The 17,284-nt window shown below is 56.9% G+C and carries 17 protein-coding genes; 8 read left to right on the plus strand and 9 right to left on the minus strand.

What is annotated here, in order from left to right; genetic code table 11:
• The first annotated feature begins 410 nt into the window (after positions 1 to 410).
• Both QMX84_RS04540 and QMX84_RS04545 read left to right on the plus strand, forming a co-directional pair.
• A complete protein-coding gene (locus QMX84_RS04540; protein WP_282363293.1) occupies positions 411 to 1,619 on the plus strand; it encodes a pyridoxal phosphate-dependent aminotransferase in 1,209 nt (402 codons plus the stop codon).
• Between the two features lie 88 nt (positions 1,620 to 1,707).
• Positions 1,708 to 2,988, plus strand: coding sequence for a cation:dicarboxylase symporter family transporter (locus QMX84_RS04545; protein WP_282363294.1), 1,281 nt, complete (start codon positions 1,708 to 1,710; stop codon positions 2,986 to 2,988).
• Between the two features lie 241 nt (positions 2,989 to 3,229).
• Here QMX84_RS04545 and QMX84_RS04550 read toward each other — a convergent pair whose 3' ends face one another.
• From QMX84_RS04550 to QMX84_RS04585, 8 genes are all read right to left on the minus strand, one after another.
• The gene (locus QMX84_RS04550; protein ID WP_088500396.1) at positions 3,230 to 4,000 is read right to left on the minus strand and encodes a 5-oxoprolinase subunit PxpA; all 771 of its coding nucleotides are present in this window, start codon (positions 3,998 to 4,000) and stop codon (positions 3,230 to 3,232) included.
• A 16-nt stretch (positions 4,001 to 4,016) separates the two neighbouring features.
• Positions 4,017 to 5,336: an MFS transporter gene (locus tag QMX84_RS04555; RefSeq protein ID WP_262126536.1), complete on the minus strand. Its 1,320-nt coding sequence runs from the start codon at positions 5,334 to 5,336 to the stop codon at positions 4,017 to 4,019.
• Positions 5,337 to 5,622: 286 nt separating this feature from the next.
• Positions 5,623 to 6,027, minus strand: a complete 405-nt coding sequence (locus QMX84_RS04560; RefSeq protein WP_282363295.1) for a hypothetical protein — start codon at positions 6,025 to 6,027, stop codon at positions 5,623 to 5,625.
• A complete protein-coding gene (gene accC, locus QMX84_RS04565; RefSeq protein WP_153330151.1) occupies positions 6,024 to 7,385 on the minus strand; it encodes an acetyl-CoA carboxylase biotin carboxylase subunit in 1,362 nt (453 codons plus the stop codon). The genes QMX84_RS04560 and accC overlap by 4 nt, the downstream gene beginning before the upstream one ends.
• A complete protein-coding gene (locus tag QMX84_RS04570) occupies positions 7,378 to 7,815 on the minus strand; it encodes a biotin/lipoyl-containing protein (RefSeq protein ID WP_262126538.1) in 438 nt (145 codons plus the stop codon). The genes accC and QMX84_RS04570 overlap by 8 nt, the downstream gene beginning before the upstream one ends.
• A gap of 38 nt (positions 7,816 to 7,853) precedes the next feature.
• On the minus strand, positions 7,854 to 8,810 hold the full coding sequence (locus tag QMX84_RS04575; RefSeq protein ID WP_282363296.1) for a biotin-dependent carboxyltransferase family protein: 957 nt from the start codon (positions 8,808 to 8,810) through the stop codon (positions 7,854 to 7,856).
• A complete protein-coding gene (gene pxpB / locus QMX84_RS04580) occupies positions 8,807 to 9,463 on the minus strand; it encodes a 5-oxoprolinase subunit PxpB (protein ID WP_282363297.1) in 657 nt (218 codons plus the stop codon). The genes QMX84_RS04575 and pxpB overlap by 4 nt, the downstream gene beginning before the upstream one ends.
• A 356-nt stretch (positions 9,464 to 9,819) precedes the next feature.
• On the minus strand, positions 9,820 to 10,353 hold the full coding sequence (locus QMX84_RS04585; protein WP_048370499.1) for a winged helix DNA-binding protein: 534 nt from the start codon (positions 10,351 to 10,353) through the stop codon (positions 9,820 to 9,822).
• Between the two features lie 351 nt (positions 10,354 to 10,704).
• Between QMX84_RS04585 and QMX84_RS04590 the strand changes: the two genes are divergently transcribed.
• The 4 genes from QMX84_RS04590 (at position 10,705) to QMX84_RS04605 (ending at position 14,460) form a co-directional block, all read left to right on the plus strand.
• On the plus strand, positions 10,705 to 11,373 hold the full coding sequence (locus QMX84_RS04590; protein ID WP_282363298.1) for an RraA family protein: 669 nt from the start codon (positions 10,705 to 10,707) through the stop codon (positions 11,371 to 11,373).
• Complete coding sequence (locus QMX84_RS04595) at positions 11,370 to 12,320, plus strand: D-2-hydroxyacid dehydrogenase (RefSeq protein WP_153335476.1); 951 nt, start codon at positions 11,370 to 11,372, stop codon at positions 12,318 to 12,320. Before QMX84_RS04590 ends, QMX84_RS04595 begins: the two co-directional genes overlap by 4 nt.
• A gap of 113 nt (positions 12,321 to 12,433) precedes the next feature.
• On the plus strand, positions 12,434 to 12,826 hold the full coding sequence (locus QMX84_RS04600) for a VOC family protein (RefSeq protein WP_048370493.1): 393 nt from the start codon (positions 12,434 to 12,436) through the stop codon (positions 12,824 to 12,826).
• A gap of 290 nt (positions 12,827 to 13,116) precedes the next feature.
• Positions 13,117 to 14,460 carry an MFS transporter gene (locus QMX84_RS04605; RefSeq protein WP_282363299.1) on the plus strand — a complete coding sequence of 448 codons (1,344 nt, stop codon included), beginning with the start codon at positions 13,117 to 13,119 and terminating at the stop codon, positions 14,458 to 14,460.
• A 69-nt stretch (positions 14,461 to 14,529) separates the two neighbouring features.
• Here QMX84_RS04605 and QMX84_RS04610 read toward each other — a convergent pair whose 3' ends face one another.
• A complete protein-coding gene (locus QMX84_RS04610) occupies positions 14,530 to 15,429 on the minus strand; it encodes a LysR family transcriptional regulator (protein ID WP_262126544.1) in 900 nt (299 codons plus the stop codon).
• 99 nt (positions 15,430 to 15,528) lie between these two features.
• On the opposite strand from QMX84_RS04610, the gene QMX84_RS04615 reads away from it, so the two are divergent.
• Positions 15,529 to 16,155, plus strand: coding sequence for an RraA family protein (locus QMX84_RS04615; RefSeq protein ID WP_048370487.1), 627 nt, complete (start codon positions 15,529 to 15,531; stop codon positions 16,153 to 16,155).
• A 15-nt stretch (positions 16,156 to 16,170) separates the two neighbouring features.
• Positions 16,171 to 17,043, plus strand: a complete 873-nt coding sequence (locus QMX84_RS04620) for an NAD(P)-binding domain-containing protein (protein ID WP_282363300.1) — start codon at positions 16,171 to 16,173, stop codon at positions 17,041 to 17,043.
• Positions 17,044 to 17,284 lie beyond the last annotated feature (241 nt).

Genomic DNA, 17,284 nt, shown 5'->3' on the forward strand with positions numbered 1-17,284 from the left:
GGGTGGAAGTTATGGCGAATGGCAGCCCGACAGTGTTGTTTAAACAGTGCTTTATTCGGTACCGGGGCCGCCTGAGACGAGACGATCCTTACATCGCCGGGCCGAACGTACAAGCGAGTTTTAAGCCTTAATAAACATCACTAAAAGCGATGAAAAATCATCATTTAATGTCGCTAAAAGTATTCTTGCGGGCAGCCTAAGATCGACCCCACGGTGATGATTGTCCATCGCTAAGGGTTCAGTTTCGTCTTCAGGTTGGTCCCCCCACTGTCCCTCTACGCAGCAAGCTGAACCTCAGCGTTGGCGGCATGACCGTAAGACACGTCAAGGCTGCGATCGACAGGGATCTGCTGATCCCTGTCGATCAACTCCGCTTTGGCTGACATCAGTTTGCGGCGAGAAAAAATAAAATGAAAAACGCGTTTTTGTCCGAGCGGGTCCTGAGTATTGCCCCGTCCCCGAGTGTGGCTGCCAACGCCCTGGTGGCGCAGTTGCGGGCACAAGGTCAGGACATTGTGAACTTCACCGTGGGTGAGCCTGATCTCAACACGCCGGCGCATATCGTTGCGGCGGCGCGCGAGGCCATGGCGTCTGGCGATACTCATTACACCAGCACCCTTGGGACACCTTTGCTGCGCCATGCCATCGTGACCAAGCTGGCGCGTGACAACGCCCTGGAGTACAGCCTCAAAGAGGTGGTGGCCGGGTCGGGCGGCAAGCAAATTATTTTTGAAGCGCTGGCGGCCACCCTCAACCCTGACGACGAGGTCATCGTCCACACGCCTTACTGGGTTTCTTACCCCGACATCACTCGCCTCAATGGCGGCACGCCGGTCGTTATCCATGGCCACGAAAGCAACGGTTTCAAGCTGACCCCGGCTGAACTTGAAGACGCCATAACGCCACGGACCAAGTGGGTCATTCTGAACAGCCCGAACAATCCCAGCGGCGCTGTGTACAGCGTTGCCGAGCTGCAAGCACTGGCTCAAGTGCTTCGTGATCACCCCCATGTGCTGATCATGGCTGACGAAATCTACGAGCACTTTGTGTATGGCGATGAGCCTTATGTCTCATTCCCGGCCGCCGCTCCCGATCTGAAGGAACGCACCCTGATTGTTAACGGGGCGTCAAAAGGCTACGCGATGACGGGTTGGCGTCTGGGCTTTGGCGCGGGCCCGAAATGGCTGATTGCTGCGATTGGCAAGTTGCTGTCCCAGAGCACTACCTGCCCAAGCTCGATCAGCCAGGCGGCGGCGGTTGCGGCGTTCAGCGGAGATCAAGGTCCGGTCCAGGCAATGTCGACGCTCTACAAGGGCCGCCGCGACATCATGCTGCTTGCACTTGAAGGCGTGCCAGGCCTGACCTGGACCGTCCCGGACGGCGCTTTCTACGTATTCGTCAACGTCAAAGGACTCCTGGGCAAGACCACCCCGCGTGGGCAGGTGCTGAACACCGACGGCGATGTCGTCAAGTACTGGCTGGAGGAGGCGGGCGTTGCCACGGTCGTGGGCGAGGCCTATGGCATCAGCCCCTACGTGCGGTTGTCCTTTGCCAGTGGCGAAGCGGTGATCCAGGACGGTTGTGCGCGAATCCGCCGCGCCTGTGAAGCGTTGCGCTGATCATGACCGCCTTGCTGAAAGGCACGGGGGCGTAAGCCCCCTTTTTTATAAAACAAGATCCTGCCACTAATTAACGTGTGAGACGGACATGCATAAGCCACGTATTCCACTGGTCGCTCAGATTCTGATCGGCCTGATAACCGGCATTGCTGTGGGTGCCATTCTTAATTACTACCCTGATGCGCGCCCTTGGTTAATTACCAACGTGCTGCAACCCGCGGGGGATCTTTTCATCAAGATGATGAAGATGATTGTGATCCCCATTGTTTTTTGTTGCATGGTTGTTGGCGTTGCAGGCCAGGGCGATACCAAAGCGTTAGGCCGCTTGGGGGCCAAAACGCTCATCTACTTCTTTTGCGTCACCACGGTTGCGATTATCTGTGGTCTGGTCATGGGCAATGTGCTCAAACCCGGCACAGGCACCAACCTTAATGCCTTGCACGCAGTAGCGGTGAGCGTGCCCACGGGAGGGCACCAGGGTGTGGCCGGGTTGATTCTGGGGATTGTTCCGGAGAACGTCGTCGAGGCCATGGCCAAAGGCAGTTTGCTCCCGGTCCTGTTCTTTGCGGTTATGTTCGGCTTGGGCCTTTCAAGCTTGCCCCGGGAGCGCAAGGAGCCGGTGCTGAATGTGTTTAGAGGTGTCAGCGATGCCATGTTCCGGGTGACGTCCATGGTGATGGCTTACTCGCCCATTGGCGTTTTCGGGATGATCTCGGTCACGGTGGCCAACTTCGGTTTTTCGTCATTGCTGCCGTTGGCCAAGCTGGTCATTGTTGCCTACGTGTCGATGTTCCTGTTTGGCGCAGTGGTATTGGGGGCTGTTGCAAGGTGTGCGGGTATTTCCTTGTTGGCGCTGGTCCGCCATATCAAGGATGAACTGGTGCTTGCCTTCTCCACGGCCAGTTCTGCAGCGGTCATGCCTCAGTTGATGGTCAAACTGGAACGGTACGGTGCCCCGCGTGAACTGGTGAGTTTTGTGGTACCGATCGGTTATTCCTTCAACCTTGATGGTGCGGCGATATTCCTCGGAATCGGCACACTTTTCGTGGCGCAGTTGTACGGCATTGAACTGACGATGGCGCAACAGGCGATGCTGGTGGTCACGATGGTGTTGACGTCGAAAGGCGCTGCGGGTGTCCCTGGATTCATGATCGTTATCTTGTCGGCGACCCTTGCCAGTGCGGGGCTTCCGCTGGAAGGCATTGCGTTCATCGCCGGTATTTACCGGATCATAGACATGGCAACAACCACTCTGAATGTCCTGGGTAATGCGCTGGCGCCGCTGGTCATTGCTAAATGGCATGGGAATATGGCCCCATTACCTTCAACTGAAGGTTCATTCCAGGAATCAGCCCACCACGCCAGATAGTCTCTTCCCTCTTGATGTTCTGAATAATTGAGTTATGTACGTTAATTAATGCTGCAACAGTTATTGTTATGGGCGGGTGCGCGTGGAGTTGTGGTGGTCAGTATCAACTTTACGTGTGTGCGTGCTATTCAGCAGTATTGAACTTTGGCAGTGCATAAGGCTGTTGTTTAAATAACTATGTGTTAAATGTCAAAAACAAAACGCCCAACACGAAGTTGGGCGTTTTGCTTGGGGCGGTTAATTACTCAGGTTGGCAATAGGGCTTCACCGCGATGCCTGCTTGCTCAAGGGAGGCCCGCACTTTTTTCGCCATCTGCAGCGCGCCGTCGGTATCCCCATGGACGCAGATGGTGTCGATGGACACCGGAATACGCTTGCCCGACTGGGTGATAATTGCGCTTTCTTCGATCATCTGCATCACCCGTGCTGCCGCCTGGTCGGCGTCATGAATCACCGCACCTGGCTGCGTTCTTGGCACAAGGCGGCCGGAATCAAGGTAAGCGCGGTCGGCATAGATCTCGGTAACGTACGCCACCCCGGCACTCTCGGCGAGGCGTTCGAGGGTGACGCCGGCCATGGTCGACAGAATGAGCGTGTCGTCGACTTTCTGGATCGTCTCAATTAACGCCTGAGCTGCCATTTCATTGTCTGCAACCAAATGCCCCAAGGCACCATGGGCTTTTACATGGGTCAAGCGGTGGCCGACCGACCTGGCCATCGCCCATGCCGCGCCAATCTGATAGGCCAACAGTTGGCGGAGTTCGTCCTGGGAGAATTCCTGATGCCGACGACCAAAGGCCCACAGATCGGGGTAACCCGGATGAGCGCCAACCGCGACGCCTTTTTGCTTAGCCTTTGCGCAAATATCGGCCATGATCTTGAAGTCGCCCGCATGAAAGCCACAGGCAAGGTTGGACGTGGTAACAACATCCAGCATTTCGTCATCCTGACCAATGGTGTAAGGACCAAAGCCCTCACCCATATCGCAGTTAATATCGACAGACTTAAGCACGGTGACACTCCTTTAGTTAGTTGGTGAGTTCTTGTCCGGTGACATCTTTCATCTTGCTCAGGGCAATAATGGAAATCATGGCGGCCAAGCTTGTCCAAATGGCCGGTGACATTGAGTTGCCGGTATTTTCGACCAGCCAAGTGCAGATAAACGGCGTGCTGGCGCCGCCAAAAATAGCGCCCACGTTAAAACTCATGGCCATGCCGGTGTAACGCACACGGGTTGGAAATAACTCGCCGTAAACGGTGTAACCCTGGGCCTGAACAATGGCAAACGGCAAAAAGGCGAGCAGGGCGGCGAAGCTGGCCAGTGGGAAACTGCCAAGTGACATCAAGTACATTGAAATGGGGATAACAACGATATAGCTGGCATAACCAATGATCATTAATGTTTTACGACCCACCCGGTCAGATATTTGACCGAACAGGGGCATTGCCAAGGCCGCGGCCAAGGTGCTGGCCGCCATCAGCCAAAAGACTTTGCCTGTTTCATAGCCCAGGGTTCGGGTCATATGCAGGTTTAAATAAACAATGCCCAAGTAGGCGGTGCAGTTCTGCGCAAAGGCAATGGATACCGCCAGATACAGCGATTTTCTATGGAGCGTGAATACTTCGCGAACCGGGGCTTTAACCACTTCATTTGATTCCACCAGGCTTTTGAATTTGGGGGAATCCTCCAGCTTCATCCGTGCCCATAAGGTGAGGCCGATAAAGGGAATGCAGATCAAAAATGGAATACGCCAGCCCCACGCCACCATTTCTTGCGGGGTGATCATGAAACTGACCGCGCCCGCCATGCCCGCGGCGGTGGCAATACCAATGGCAACACCCGCCGGGTTGAAGGCACCGAAGAACCCGCGTTTGTTGGCGGGAGCACACTCGGATATGTACGTGGCGGCACCGCTGGCTTCGCCTCCCGCGAAAAACCCCTGCGCCAGTCTGCAGGCCACCAGCATCACAGGGGCAAGCACTCCCGCTTGATCGTAGGTCGGTAGTATCCCGACGATGCCGCTGACAATACCGATGCCGATGACCGTCGCAACCAATGTGTACGAACGGCCCCGACGGTCACCCAGGCGACCGAAAAAGATGCCCCCCAATGGGCGCATGATGAAAGCACTGGCGAAAACGGCAAGTGCAGAAAGAAGGGCCTCAAATGAATTCATGGCCGGAAAGAATACTTTCGCCAACGTGCTGGCCAATAAGCCATATATCGCAAAGTCATAGTACTCAACGGCTGAACCCATGCCTGCAACAATAGAGGCTTTCCAGGGGGATTGAGGTTCGGATGAAGTTTCATCGAATGAATAATGCAGAACTGCAGTATCTTTTATCATAGGTGTTTATCTCGCCGGAGGAATCCGAGAACTTTTGAGATGTAACCACTAGACAGTAGGGAAAGAGCAGGTGCCGAAGCATTAACCCGTAGTAGCTAGTAATTGTTATTGTATTTGTTTGCTGTAAGCCACTTGCAACATACACCACCGCTTATCATGGCTATAGCGATTTATTGGTATGGAATATCATCGCTTTTTCTCATCTATAGAGAAATTCAGAGCGTGAGAAGTCGCGCCACTAAACCGGTGGTGATGTTGCTTGTCAGGTTAAACGTCAGGCTGGGCGTTATATAAGTATTGCGACGATATCTCCGTAGCCCACAACGTGAGCATTACTGACTGAATAACTTTTCAATGTTCCGCTGGTGCTGGGGTATACCGGTACGATTGTTGTTTCAACGACGACATAACCAATGATCATGTCAGGTGTCACCTGTTGTCCGCAGAGGTCAGTCGTGGCCCCGGTAAAGGGATGCTGATGATAAAAAACACCCATCTCGGGTGATTCAATCACTGTGCCCTGTTCTAGAGTCTTGGCAGGCGCTGCCAGCGCGGGTTCTGCAACGCTCACGGTTGTCGTTGCGCTGCCAAACTCAAGGCTTAAAGAATAACGTTCATCTTCAACGGTTAATGAGCGGATGCTCGACCCTTGCAGTCGATGGATCAATAATTCAATTTCATCAATGGTCATGACTGCTGGCTCCCTTCTCGCTGGTCAAGATAATGCTCCAGGTAATGAATGTTCGCCCCGCCTTGAGCAAACTGCTGTGTGCCCAATATCTCCAGTTGCAAGGGGATATTTGAATCAACACCGGCGATCACCAGTTCACTGAGCGCCACTTTCATTCGCTCGATGGCTTGCTCTCGCGTTGAGCCATGGGCAATAACCTTGGCGATAAGGGAGTCGTAGTGGCTGGTGATTTTGAACCCGGGTTTGAGGTGTGACTCGACCCGAATACCCGGACCACCTGGTGGCAACCAGTCACTTACCGTGCCGGCTGACGGTGCAAAAGACCATGGGTCTTCTGCGTTGATACGGCACTCGATGGCGTGGCCTGAAAATACAATCTGATCCTGGCTGATCGACAGTGGCAGGCCCATGGCCACTCGAATTTGCTCGGCGACGATGTCGACGCCGGTGACCATCTCGGTGACCGGGTGCTCGACTTGAACACGGGTGTTCATTTCGATGAAAAAGAACTCGCCGTTTTCGTAGAGAAACTCGAAGGTCCCGGCACCGACATAGCCAATCGCCAGGCACGCTTTCACGCACAACTGGCCAATCTCCTGGATCAAATCCCGGCCGACGCCCGGCGCAGGGGATTCTTCAATCAATTTTTGGTGTCGGCGTTGCGTGGAACAGTCTCGCTCACCCAGCCACAGCGCATTGCCATGCTGATCGGCCAGCACCTGAATCTCGACGTGACGCGGTGTCTGAAGGAATCGCTCCATGTAGACCACCGGGTTGCCAAAGGCAGCGTTGGCCTCTTCGCGCGTCAGGCTGACCGAGCGCAGCAGCTCCGATTGCGCATTGACCACTCGCATACCACGGCCACCCCCGCCACCGGCCGCTTTGATAATCAGCGGGTAGCCGACTTTTGTGCCGCACTCGAGGATCTCTGCATCGCTATCAGGCACCGCGCCATCTGAGCCCGGTACACACGGAATACCGGCTGCAATCATCGCCTGCTTGGCGCGCACCTTGTCGCCCATGCACGCAATGGCCTCGGATGACGGGCCTATGAATGTCAGGCCTGCGTCCTCAACCGCTTTGACGAACCCGGCGTTCTCGGACAGAAAACCATACCCCGGATGAATGGCCTGCGCCCCCGTGAGTTTTGCCGCCAGCAGGATTTTTTGCTGCAACAGATAGCTTTTGGAAGCCGAAGCCGGGCCGATGCAAATGGAGGTGTCTGCCAGCTTTACATGGCGCAAGTCGCGGTCGGCTTTTGAATACACCGCCACGGTTTGCAGGCCCAGTGATTTACAGGCACGCCAGATACGCAACGCGACTTCACCCCGGTTTGCGATCAATACCTTGTCAAACATGGTTAACCTTCCTGGCTCGATAAATGGGGGTGCCGCGCTCAACGTCTTCACCATCCGCCACCAGGATCTCGACGATCTCGCAGGCAAACTCGGCCTCCAGCGGGTTGAATAATTTCATCGCTTCAATCACCGCGAGGGTGTCGCCTTCACTGACCTGGCTGCCGACGCTGGTGAAGTCAGGCTTTGCCGGGGAGGGGCGCAGGTACACGATGCCTGCCATCGGGGCGGCGATCAGGTGCTCATCCAGTGGTGCGGCGGGTGCTGGCACAACCACAGTGGCTGCGGGCTTGAGAGGTGTATCGGTTGTACTGACAGGCGTTTGTTGTCGGCGACCGAGATGGACTTTGGTGTTCCCTTGGGTGTACTTCAACTCAAGGAGAGTCGAGCGCTCGAAGCTATCAATCAATCGTTCAAGATCTTTGCTGTGCATTTTTCCTCTTCCACTTTTTTCAGATCAACTACAAACACTTACCGCCACTGCGTCGCGGTCGTTTCAAACAAGGAATGCCGCTGGGCGCCTGCGCTGAGGGCGGCGTCGATGTCGGTAAGCTCGAACCTAAGGGTGCGCCCCGGCATCAGTTGGCCCAGTTTCCAGAGGTCGGCTTCAATCACGTTCACCAGCTTGGGGTAGCCGCCGCAGGTATTGGCGTCGACCAGTTGAATGATCGGCTCGCCGCTGGTGGGTATCTGCACCGTTCCGGGGACGATTCCGTGGGAGAGCAACTCACGGTTGACGGTGCGCTTCAGCACGGCGCCAGACAGTCTGTAACCTTGCCTGTTGGAACTGCGCCCGACGGTGTAATGGGTGTTGAAGAAACGCTCTTTGCTCTCGTCCGAGAACTCTTGCCACTCGGCCGAGGGCAAGACGCGAACCGTGGTTCCCGCTTCACTCAGCGCCCGCCAGTACGCTTGCAGTGCCGGGTCGAAGAGACTCGATGGGGCGGCCGATGCAGCGCTGTTGCGGGGCGAGCTGCGAAGCCTGCCGCCTTTCGCCAGGGCTTTACCTTCGTGGCCTCCGAACGCGGCTTTAAGGTCGGTGGCGCAAGAGTTGAGCACCCGTTGCACCTCAATGCCGCCCTCGATTGCCAGGTAAACACAGCGGCCTTCTTGAGGCGCTTCGATGACCAGTGTTTCACCCGCATTGACCTTTAACCGTGACCACGGCGCGTGTCGTTTTTGCCCGATTCGGCTAGTGCTTAGCGCGCCGGTAATGGCAACACAGCACGCTTCGCTCATGCGCACCTTGAACGGGAAGTTGTTGATCTCAATGCTGGCAGCCTCGCGTGAATTGCCCAGCATCGCGTTGCCGAGCTCGTAGCTCAGGCTGTCAATGGCGCCGCTGCGGCTGACACCGCTGGCCAGGAACCCGATACGACCGCGATCGACAATGATGTTGAGAGGACCGTTAGAGAGGATTTCCATCATTTCAATTGCGCCTTTGGACGAAATACCAGGGTGTCACCGGGGCTCAACAGCGCAGGCGGCATTGCCTGGTTGTCAAAGCCATCAAAGTCGGCGTGGCCGATGACGTGCCAGCCGCACGGTCCTGGGCACGGGAAGACAGACGCCTGCTCACCGGCGATTACCACGCTGCCTTTTGGGATCAAGGTGCGCGGGATTTGACGGCGAGGGACTTCAAGCGCCGGGGGCAACCCCACGAGATAGGGAAAGCCCGGCATCGACCCAAGCGCGGCCACGGTGTAAGTGACCGAGCTGTGCAGGGCAATGACGTCACGCTGGGTGAGCCCCGTTTGTTCGGCGACGTAGTCCAGGTCCATCCCGTGTTCGCCGCCGTAGATCATGTCGATAACGAAGTGCTTGCCATTGATGGGCGTGGGGCTGGAACTGATCCACAGGTCGGACAACACCTGCGCCGCTGCATCTGGCGGGATCTTGCGGGGGTCGTAGATGACCAGCAGGTTGTTAACCCCTGGCACGGTTTCGACTAACCCTGGAAAACTTTGCGGATCACGCAGGGTGTTGTTCAACGCCCAAAGCCGTTGTTGCAGCGCCTTGTCATAAGGGCCGCAGGACACATCCAGAAGCAGGCCGTTGGTACCTGCTAGCGAAATTCGCACAGCGGTATCAACGGCCCTTGACGTTGCTAATGTGGGTTCAAAAAGAATCATGGCTATTCCAAATGCAGGTGCTCACCGAACGACAGATGCCGTGCGGGAGGCGTTGCATGGAGCACGCCAACGTTTACGATTCGAATGTGTTTTGTCTTCGTTTAGTCTTTAAAGTGCTTTTTAATGGATATAACTAATTGAAAGTTAAGCTAAAAGTTAGATTTTGTTTTTTGCGATTTTTTGCCGAGAATTCGGCGGGGAAAGGATTTTTCAGCTCGCGACGCTATTTTGGCAATGCTACCTAAGGGAGCAAAGTCGCTACAAAAGGTAACATCGCGTCGAGTAATTGCGTAAAGCTTGTGGGGTCAAACCAGTGAAGAAGCTGCCCTCGCTGCCTGGTCATACGTGCCAGACATTTCTCTCAACGTCCGGGCCGTTGAACTGAGTTTTTCGACCAGGTTTTGATCGATGCTCGGCACCAGGCATTTGGTGCGTACCGTCACATACCGCTCTACCAGCGCCAGGCCCTTTTTGGTCGGGCTGTAGAACACTTCCTTGCCAATCTTTTTGGAACTGATCAGCAAGCTCCCCGACAGCTTGCGCAGGGAGTAAGAGACGATGTGGGTGTCTGCAAAATTCAAGGTAAAGCAGATATCGGCGAGCTTCTTCTGTTTGCCACGGTGGCAAATATGGTTCAGCACCATGATGTCGACCATGCCCAGATCCGGTGCTCCGGCCGCGCTCATGCAGGAGGTGGCCCACCTTGAAAAAGCGTTCCACGTCAGGATCATGCCGAACTCAAACTCCGACGCCGGCACTTGGCCTTCTACCACCAGGTGGGCAGACGCGACCAAGGGGCCGTTAAGGTCGGATTCAAGCTGAGAAAGCGTGTCGGACATATATCCTCCGTAATGACAAAGATCCCAAGTGAGAGCCATTGGTTTACGCGGCAATCTACCATAGCTGCCAGCACACAGGGGGCGCGGGGCGGCACCTGCGGGCAATGGCGGGGGCAGTTTGGGCCGCTGCGAAATGCCCTTTTAGTGGTCTGACGAGCCACTGACTCATCACTTTTTTCGAACATTTTTGCCTTCTTTAATTCGCTTTTTACAGGCGAAACCTTCTCCTAAAGTGGCGTCAACCCGCAGGTGATGCCAGCTGGGCCCCTGGCTTGAAGGCGGCTGGCATCCACACCTGTACCCCGGCTGGCACATTGCCGACCGCCCACTCCGTCAAGATGGAAAACAACAATGATCGGACTTCGAATCCTCCCTCGTACACGCCAAGTCAGCGCCGCACTGGTCGACAGTTTTCGCGCAGTCCCGGTTGCCAACGTCAGTGACTGCATGGGGCGAATGACTGCTGGCGGTACTCAGTTGCGTCCGTATCACAAAGGCGGTGTGTTGGCGGGGCCTGCCTTCACGGTCAAAGCTCGTCCGGGTGACAACCTGATGATCCACAAGGCTTTGCATCTGGCACAACCCGGTGACGTGATTGTGGTGGACGGCGGCGGCGACCTGACGAACGCGCTGATGGGCGAGCTGATGGTGGCAACGGCTAACAAGCGCGGCCTTGGCGGCATCGTGCTCAATGGGGCGATTCGCGACATCGATGCGATCCAGGCCGGTGACTTTCCGGTGTATGCCGCCGGGATCACCCACCGTGGCCCGTACAAGGACGGGCCTGGCGAAATCAACGTGCCAATCGCCATCAGCGGCATGGTGATCAACCCCGGTGACCTGATACTCGGTGATGCTGACGGCTTGCTGTGCGTGCCGTTTGAAGCCGCCGAGCAGATCCTCGATGCCGCGCTGGGCAAGTGCGCAGCAGAGAAAGTGACGGTTAAAGAAATCGAAGAAGACCGCCTGGATATCACCTGGATTGATGCCCAGTTGGCACGCCTGGGTTATAAAGCATGAAGATCGTCATTCTTGACCGGGACACGCTGTCGCCACAGACCGTGCTGCGGGCGCCGTCCTTTGCGCATGAGATCCAGTCCTGGGGGCGCACCGCTCCCGAGCAAGTGGCTGAGCGGATCGCCGATGCCGACATCGTTGTGCTCAACAAGGTAAAGCTCAGCGGTGAAGTAATCGCTGCGGCGAAAAATCTTCGCCTGGTGGCCATTGCCGCTACGGGCACCGATAACGTCGACATTGCGGCGTGCAAGGCGCGCGGCATCGTGGTCAGCAATATCCGCAACTACGCCGTTAACACGGTGCCAGAGCATACCTTTGCCCTGATCTTTGCCTTGCGCCGGAGCATTTGTGCGTACCGTGACGCGGTGAGGGCAGGGCGCTGGCAAGAGGCGCAACAGTTCTGCTTCTTCGATTACCCGATCAAGGACCTGGCCGGCTCCACCCTTGGCATCATCGGTGATGGGGTGCTGGGGCAGGCGGTCGCCAATATGGCACGCGGGCTCGGCATGCGGGTGATTTTCGCCGGGTACAAAGGCCACTCCGGGCTCGGCTCGTTGTATGTGCCGTTTGAGCAGACGTTGGCTGAAGCCGACATCCTGACCCTGCACTGCCCGTTGCTACCCGAAACCCGCAACATGATTGGCGCCGCAGAGTTTGCACTGATGCGCCGCAAGCCTTTACTGATCAATACCGCACGCGGTGGGTTGGTGGACGAAAGTGCTGTCGGCCCGGCCCTGGAAGCAGGGCAGATCTCTGGCGCGGGTTTTGATGTGGTGATGGCCGAGCCGCCTGCGCCGGATCATCCGTTCATGACGCTGGTGGATCGCCCCAACTTTATTCTCACCCCCCATGTTGCGTGGGCGAGTGATGAGGCCGTACAAGGTTTGGCCGATCAATTGGTCGACAACATTGAAGCGTTTGTACGTGGCGAGCCAAGAAACGTCGTTTAACCCACACGCGTTAAATGCCCGACCTTATGTGACGCTGAGAACGGGCATTTAATGTTAGAACCGCTATCAACCTTGAATAAGCAGGTTGTGTTCGAAACTCTGGAGGGCGCCCCATGATTAAACACCTTGATCACCTAGTTCTGACCACCGTTGATGTGCAGGCGTGCAAAGACTTCTACATGCGTGTGCTCGGCATGCAATTTGTGCCTTCGCCGGGAGGGCGGATGGCGTTCCATTTTGGCCAGCAGAAGATCAACGTTCACGTGCGCGGGTTTGAGTTCGAACCCAAAGCTCATTTGCCCGTCTCGGGGGCGCTCGACCTTTGTTTCATCGCCACCGTCACCCTGGATGAGGTCATCGCCCACCTGGAAGCCGAGAACTGGCCGATTCTGCTCGGTCCCGTGCAGCGCACGGGGGCAACCGGCCCTATTCGCTCTGTTTATCTTCGCGACCCTGATCTGAACCTGATCGAGATTTCCGAACTGCTGCCCACTGAGCAGGCGTAAACACGTCACGATTGTTTGATTCGCTCCGCTGAGCGTTCGGCACGCGCTTGAGCCCAAGGTGTTGAAGTCTCCTGTTTCCCTTTGCACTGCACGTGGCAAAGGGGAGTGATGAGAACACCCGGCCAAGTGTCGTGCCTTTTTTTTGCGCTAACACCTGCCGTTACACCCCTGAATAGCGGCGCTTAATGATTCGAAAAAGGAATGAATAAGGTTTCTTATTTATCGCTTTTATCGACATCGCTGAATGCAGAACATGGCGGCTCCAATAAGCATAAAAAAAAGGAATGTTCATGACCGCAATCGCCGCCACCGACGTTGCCGCTCAGGCGAGGTCAAAGTATCGCTGGGTTGTTCTGTCCGTCATCGTCGTTGTTTACATGCTGGCCGCCGCCGATCGGGCCAACATCGGTATCGCCTTGCCCTACATCCAGAAAGAGTTCGGGGCGACCAATGCCCAGGCGGGATTGCTGGTCAGCGCGTTCTTTCTGTTTTATTCCCTGGGGCAAATTCCAGCAGGCTTTTTGCTCAGCAAAGTGGGCGTGCGTGTTGTTGCGCCGGTCTCCATTGGCTTGACCTCCATCGTCACCCTGCTGATTGGCACCGCGCATAATTTCGGGTTGCTGAAAATCTATCGCTCAGCCCTGGGCATTGCCGAAGCGGCCCTGCCGTTGTCGATGCTGAGTACGATCAATCGCTGGTTCCCGGCACGTGAAAAAGGCCTCGCCACCGGGGCTTTTCTGTCGGCGGCGAAGATGGGTGCAGTGATCGCTCCGCCCATTGGCGCAGCGCTGATCATGCTCGATGGATGGCGGACGATGTTCTTTGCTTTCGCCATCCCCGGCGTCGTGCTGGCGCTGATCTGGTGGTGGCTGGTGCCCAACGATCCACGCGCGGGTCGCCGGGTCAATGACGCAGAAGCCACCTACATCGAAGACCAGCAGACCAGCAAAACCGACAGTGTGCGCACTCACAAAAGCTTCGGTGCGCTGGACACCCTGCTGCGTTACAAACTAACACCGCGACTGGCCAGCTCACGCTCTGTGTTTGCGTCCTGGAACATATGGGGCTGCGGTCTGGGCTATTTGTTGATGACCGGCGTGGTCAACGTGCTGCTCGCCTGGCTGCCCAAGTACCTGGGGGAAGTGAAGCATTTTGAACTGATGCAGATCGGCTTCGTGGCGGCCTTGCCTTTTGCTGGCGGCGTGCTGGGCAATATCGTCGGGGGCTGGTTGTCTGACACCGTGCTGGACCGTCGCAGAAAGCCAACGATGATGATCAGCGCTGTGGCCACGTGCCTGATGATGGTTGCCTTGGTGTATGCGCCCAATGACCTGCTCTCGGTCAGCCTGCTGTTGTTTGGCACGGGCTTTCTGTTGAACATCGGCTACTCGTCATTTTCCGTGTACTCCATGGGCCTGACCACGCGCACCACTTATCCGGTGGCGGCCTCTGTGGTCAACAGCGCAGGCCAGGCCGGCGGGGCGATGGCTCCGCTGATCACCGGCTTGCTCCTGGATAGCTACAGCTGGACGGCGGTGTTCATCTTCCTGGGCGTGTGTTCATTGGCAGCGCTGGTTTTTGTACTGTCGATCAACGAGCCGGCCAACAACGACGAGTCGCTGGCGAGTGCGTAACCGGGTTGCCCATTAACGGGCTTCGGTTCACGCCGGGAAGGTGCGTTGACGCCCGTCATCTGCACCTTTTCAGCTTTGCAGTTGCCGCGAAAAATCACATTGCTCGACGGCCCGAACCGCCACTTCGCTCACGAACGCCGAGGGCCGGTCATTTCGGTACATCGCCATGTAGGGCACAGGTGGCAAGGGCGGGTCTGTTTGTATGATCGTCAATTTGCCCTCATCCACCAGCGGGCGAAAGCACTCCAGCGGCAGGTACGTGACACCCAGCCCGGCGGCGGTCAGCCCGAGCATGGCTGTCAGGCTGTCCGAGGACAACATCTTGGGCAGCTCAATACCCATAGTCCCCAGCCACTTGTTGACAAATAAACCCGACCCCGACTTTTTGCCTTGTACCAGCAGCGGGTACTTGGCCAGTTCGGCCAGCCCGACCACCCCCGAATGCTCGACGACGCCGGGCGCTGCCATCCAGGCGTTTTCAACGATGCCCAGCGGCACCGCAGTGATCTCGGGTGCTGTGAAGGTGTCGGGGATGATAATCATGTCCACCAGATCATCCACGAGCTTTTCATGGAGGTTGCGGCTCATATCGACTTCAGCCTCAACCGTTAGCCCCGGAAAATCCTCTACCAGTTTGGCAATCAGCCGGGGCAGCCATGTCAGCGCCGTCAGCTCGGTCACGCCCAGCCTGAGCCGTCGGGTCACCACGTGGGTGCCGTCCTTGAGTGAGGTGATGCGTTCTGCAAGGGTGAGCATTTCCCGGGCGATCACCAGCATTTCTTCGCCGATGGCCGTGAGCCGTGCACCACGTTGCGAGCGGTCGAACAGTTGCAGCCCCGTGGAGGCCTCCAGTTCCTGTATGCGCTTGGAGATGGCTGACTGCGTGGTATTGAGGTGCTCGGCCGCACGCTCGAAAGTGCCGAGGCGTTCGATCCAGTGCAGCGCAAGGAGTTGCCGGAGGTTGATCATTAACATTCCTGTTGGGCATGTTTGGGCATACGATAATATCGCTTTTTCTATTTTTCAGGGTCTTTATCCTCAAAGCCATACGCCACCTGAGGAACACCCATGAACGCTATCGCCTCAACGTCAGACTTGCATGCGCTGCTGGCCGCTTATGCCCGCACCTCGACGTCCATTATCAGTGATTGCCTGGACCGCCTGCCTGGCGCGCCACTCACGCCATTCCACCGTATCGAAGGCACCATGGTCGGCACCGCCCTGACCGTGAAAGTCCCGTGCGGTGACAATCGTGCGATCCATCAGGCGCTGGAAATCCTGAGCCCCGGACAAGTGCTGGTCGTGGATGGCGGAGGTGATATCAGCCGGGCCTTGATGGGCGACATCATGACCGCCATCGCGCAAAAACGCGGCGCCGCAGGCATTGTGGTAGACGGCGCCATTCGTGATCTGGCGACGATTGGCAAGGGCAGCTTCCCGGTGTTTGCCCGGGCCGCCTACCATCGCGGCCCGTATAAAAACGGGCCGGGGGAGATCAACGTACCGGTCAGCATTGGCGGCATGATCGTCTCGCCGGGCGACATCGTTGTCGGTGATCACGATGGCATCGTGGCGTTCCCGGCCGAGCAGGCAGAAGAACTGTTGCAACGGTGCCTGGGGACCGAACAAAAAGAAGCAGAGATGATGGCGCAAATCGCGTCCGGAACTTACAAGGGCGCCTACGGGGCCAAATAATCGGAAACCCTAACAATGAAAATCGCAATTGTCGGAGCGGGCGAAGTCGGCCTCACTTATGCGCGGCCGTGGGCAGCGGCAGGGCATGACATCCTTTTGTGCGACCTGAAACCCTCAGCCACCGCCCAGGCGTTTGCCGCCGAGCTGGGCCTGGATATCGCCACGTCAGTCGGCGCTATCGCTGCAGACTGCGACGTTGTCGTGTCGTGCGTATTCGGCACCGTGTCGCTGGTTGTGGCCGAGCAGGCGCTGGCCCACATGCGCAAGGGCGCGCTGTACATCGACATGACGACAGCAGACCCGGCGCAGATCAGAATCGCTGCCGAACAGGCGGCGCAATCGGGCATCGTGTACGTCGACGTGGCAATTCTCGGCGCCATCGCGCTGACCCATGAGAAGACCAACTTGCTGGGCGCAGGTCCCGGCATTGAGCCTGCGCAGCGCCTGTACGCGGCCATCGGCGCACCGCTCAAGGCGGTTGAAGGTGGCGCGGCGGGCGATGCGGCAGCGCTCAAAATTCTGCGCAGCGTGTTTACCAAAGGGCTGGAGGCGCTGACCATCGAGTGCTTTATGGCCGCAGAAAAACAGGGCGTGACCGACAAACTGCACGACGCCTTGAGCGACATTGATCAAGCCAGCCTGCGCGATTTCCTCGGCGCTTTGATCCGCACGCACGTGCTGCATGCGCCACGTCGTCTCAAAGAGGTTGAAGAGGCTGAGCGCCAATTGCGCGCCGCCGATATGCCGGTGGCCGTGCTGCCGGGGGTCAAAGACCTGTTCCAGCGCACCGCCGAACAGATCAGCGCGAATCCATTGCAGACGCCGGCACCCACACTGGAGCAAGCGTTTGAATGGCTCTTCAAAGCCAATGGGGTCAGCCGCTCATAAATTCCGCCGATGAGAATGGGCCAGTAACGTGACCAAGCACTGGCCCGTGCGGTAAATAGTTACCACCTGAGCAGGGCGCAGGCGAGGTTTTCTGATGACTTATTGAATGAGTTATCAGGAGAGACTCAATGACGGGAACACCCGTGATACAGGTTGCAGGACCCCATGGCGCATTTATCAAGGACAAAATGCCCAGTTGGATCAAACACAGCCACCCCTCACATATCCAACGCTTGAGAGC

This window comes from Pseudomonas sp. PS01297 (genome assembly GCF_029959305.1).
In the GTDB taxonomy this organism is placed as follows: Bacteria; Pseudomonadota; Gammaproteobacteria; order Pseudomonadales; family Pseudomonadaceae; genus Aquipseudomonas; species Aquipseudomonas helleri.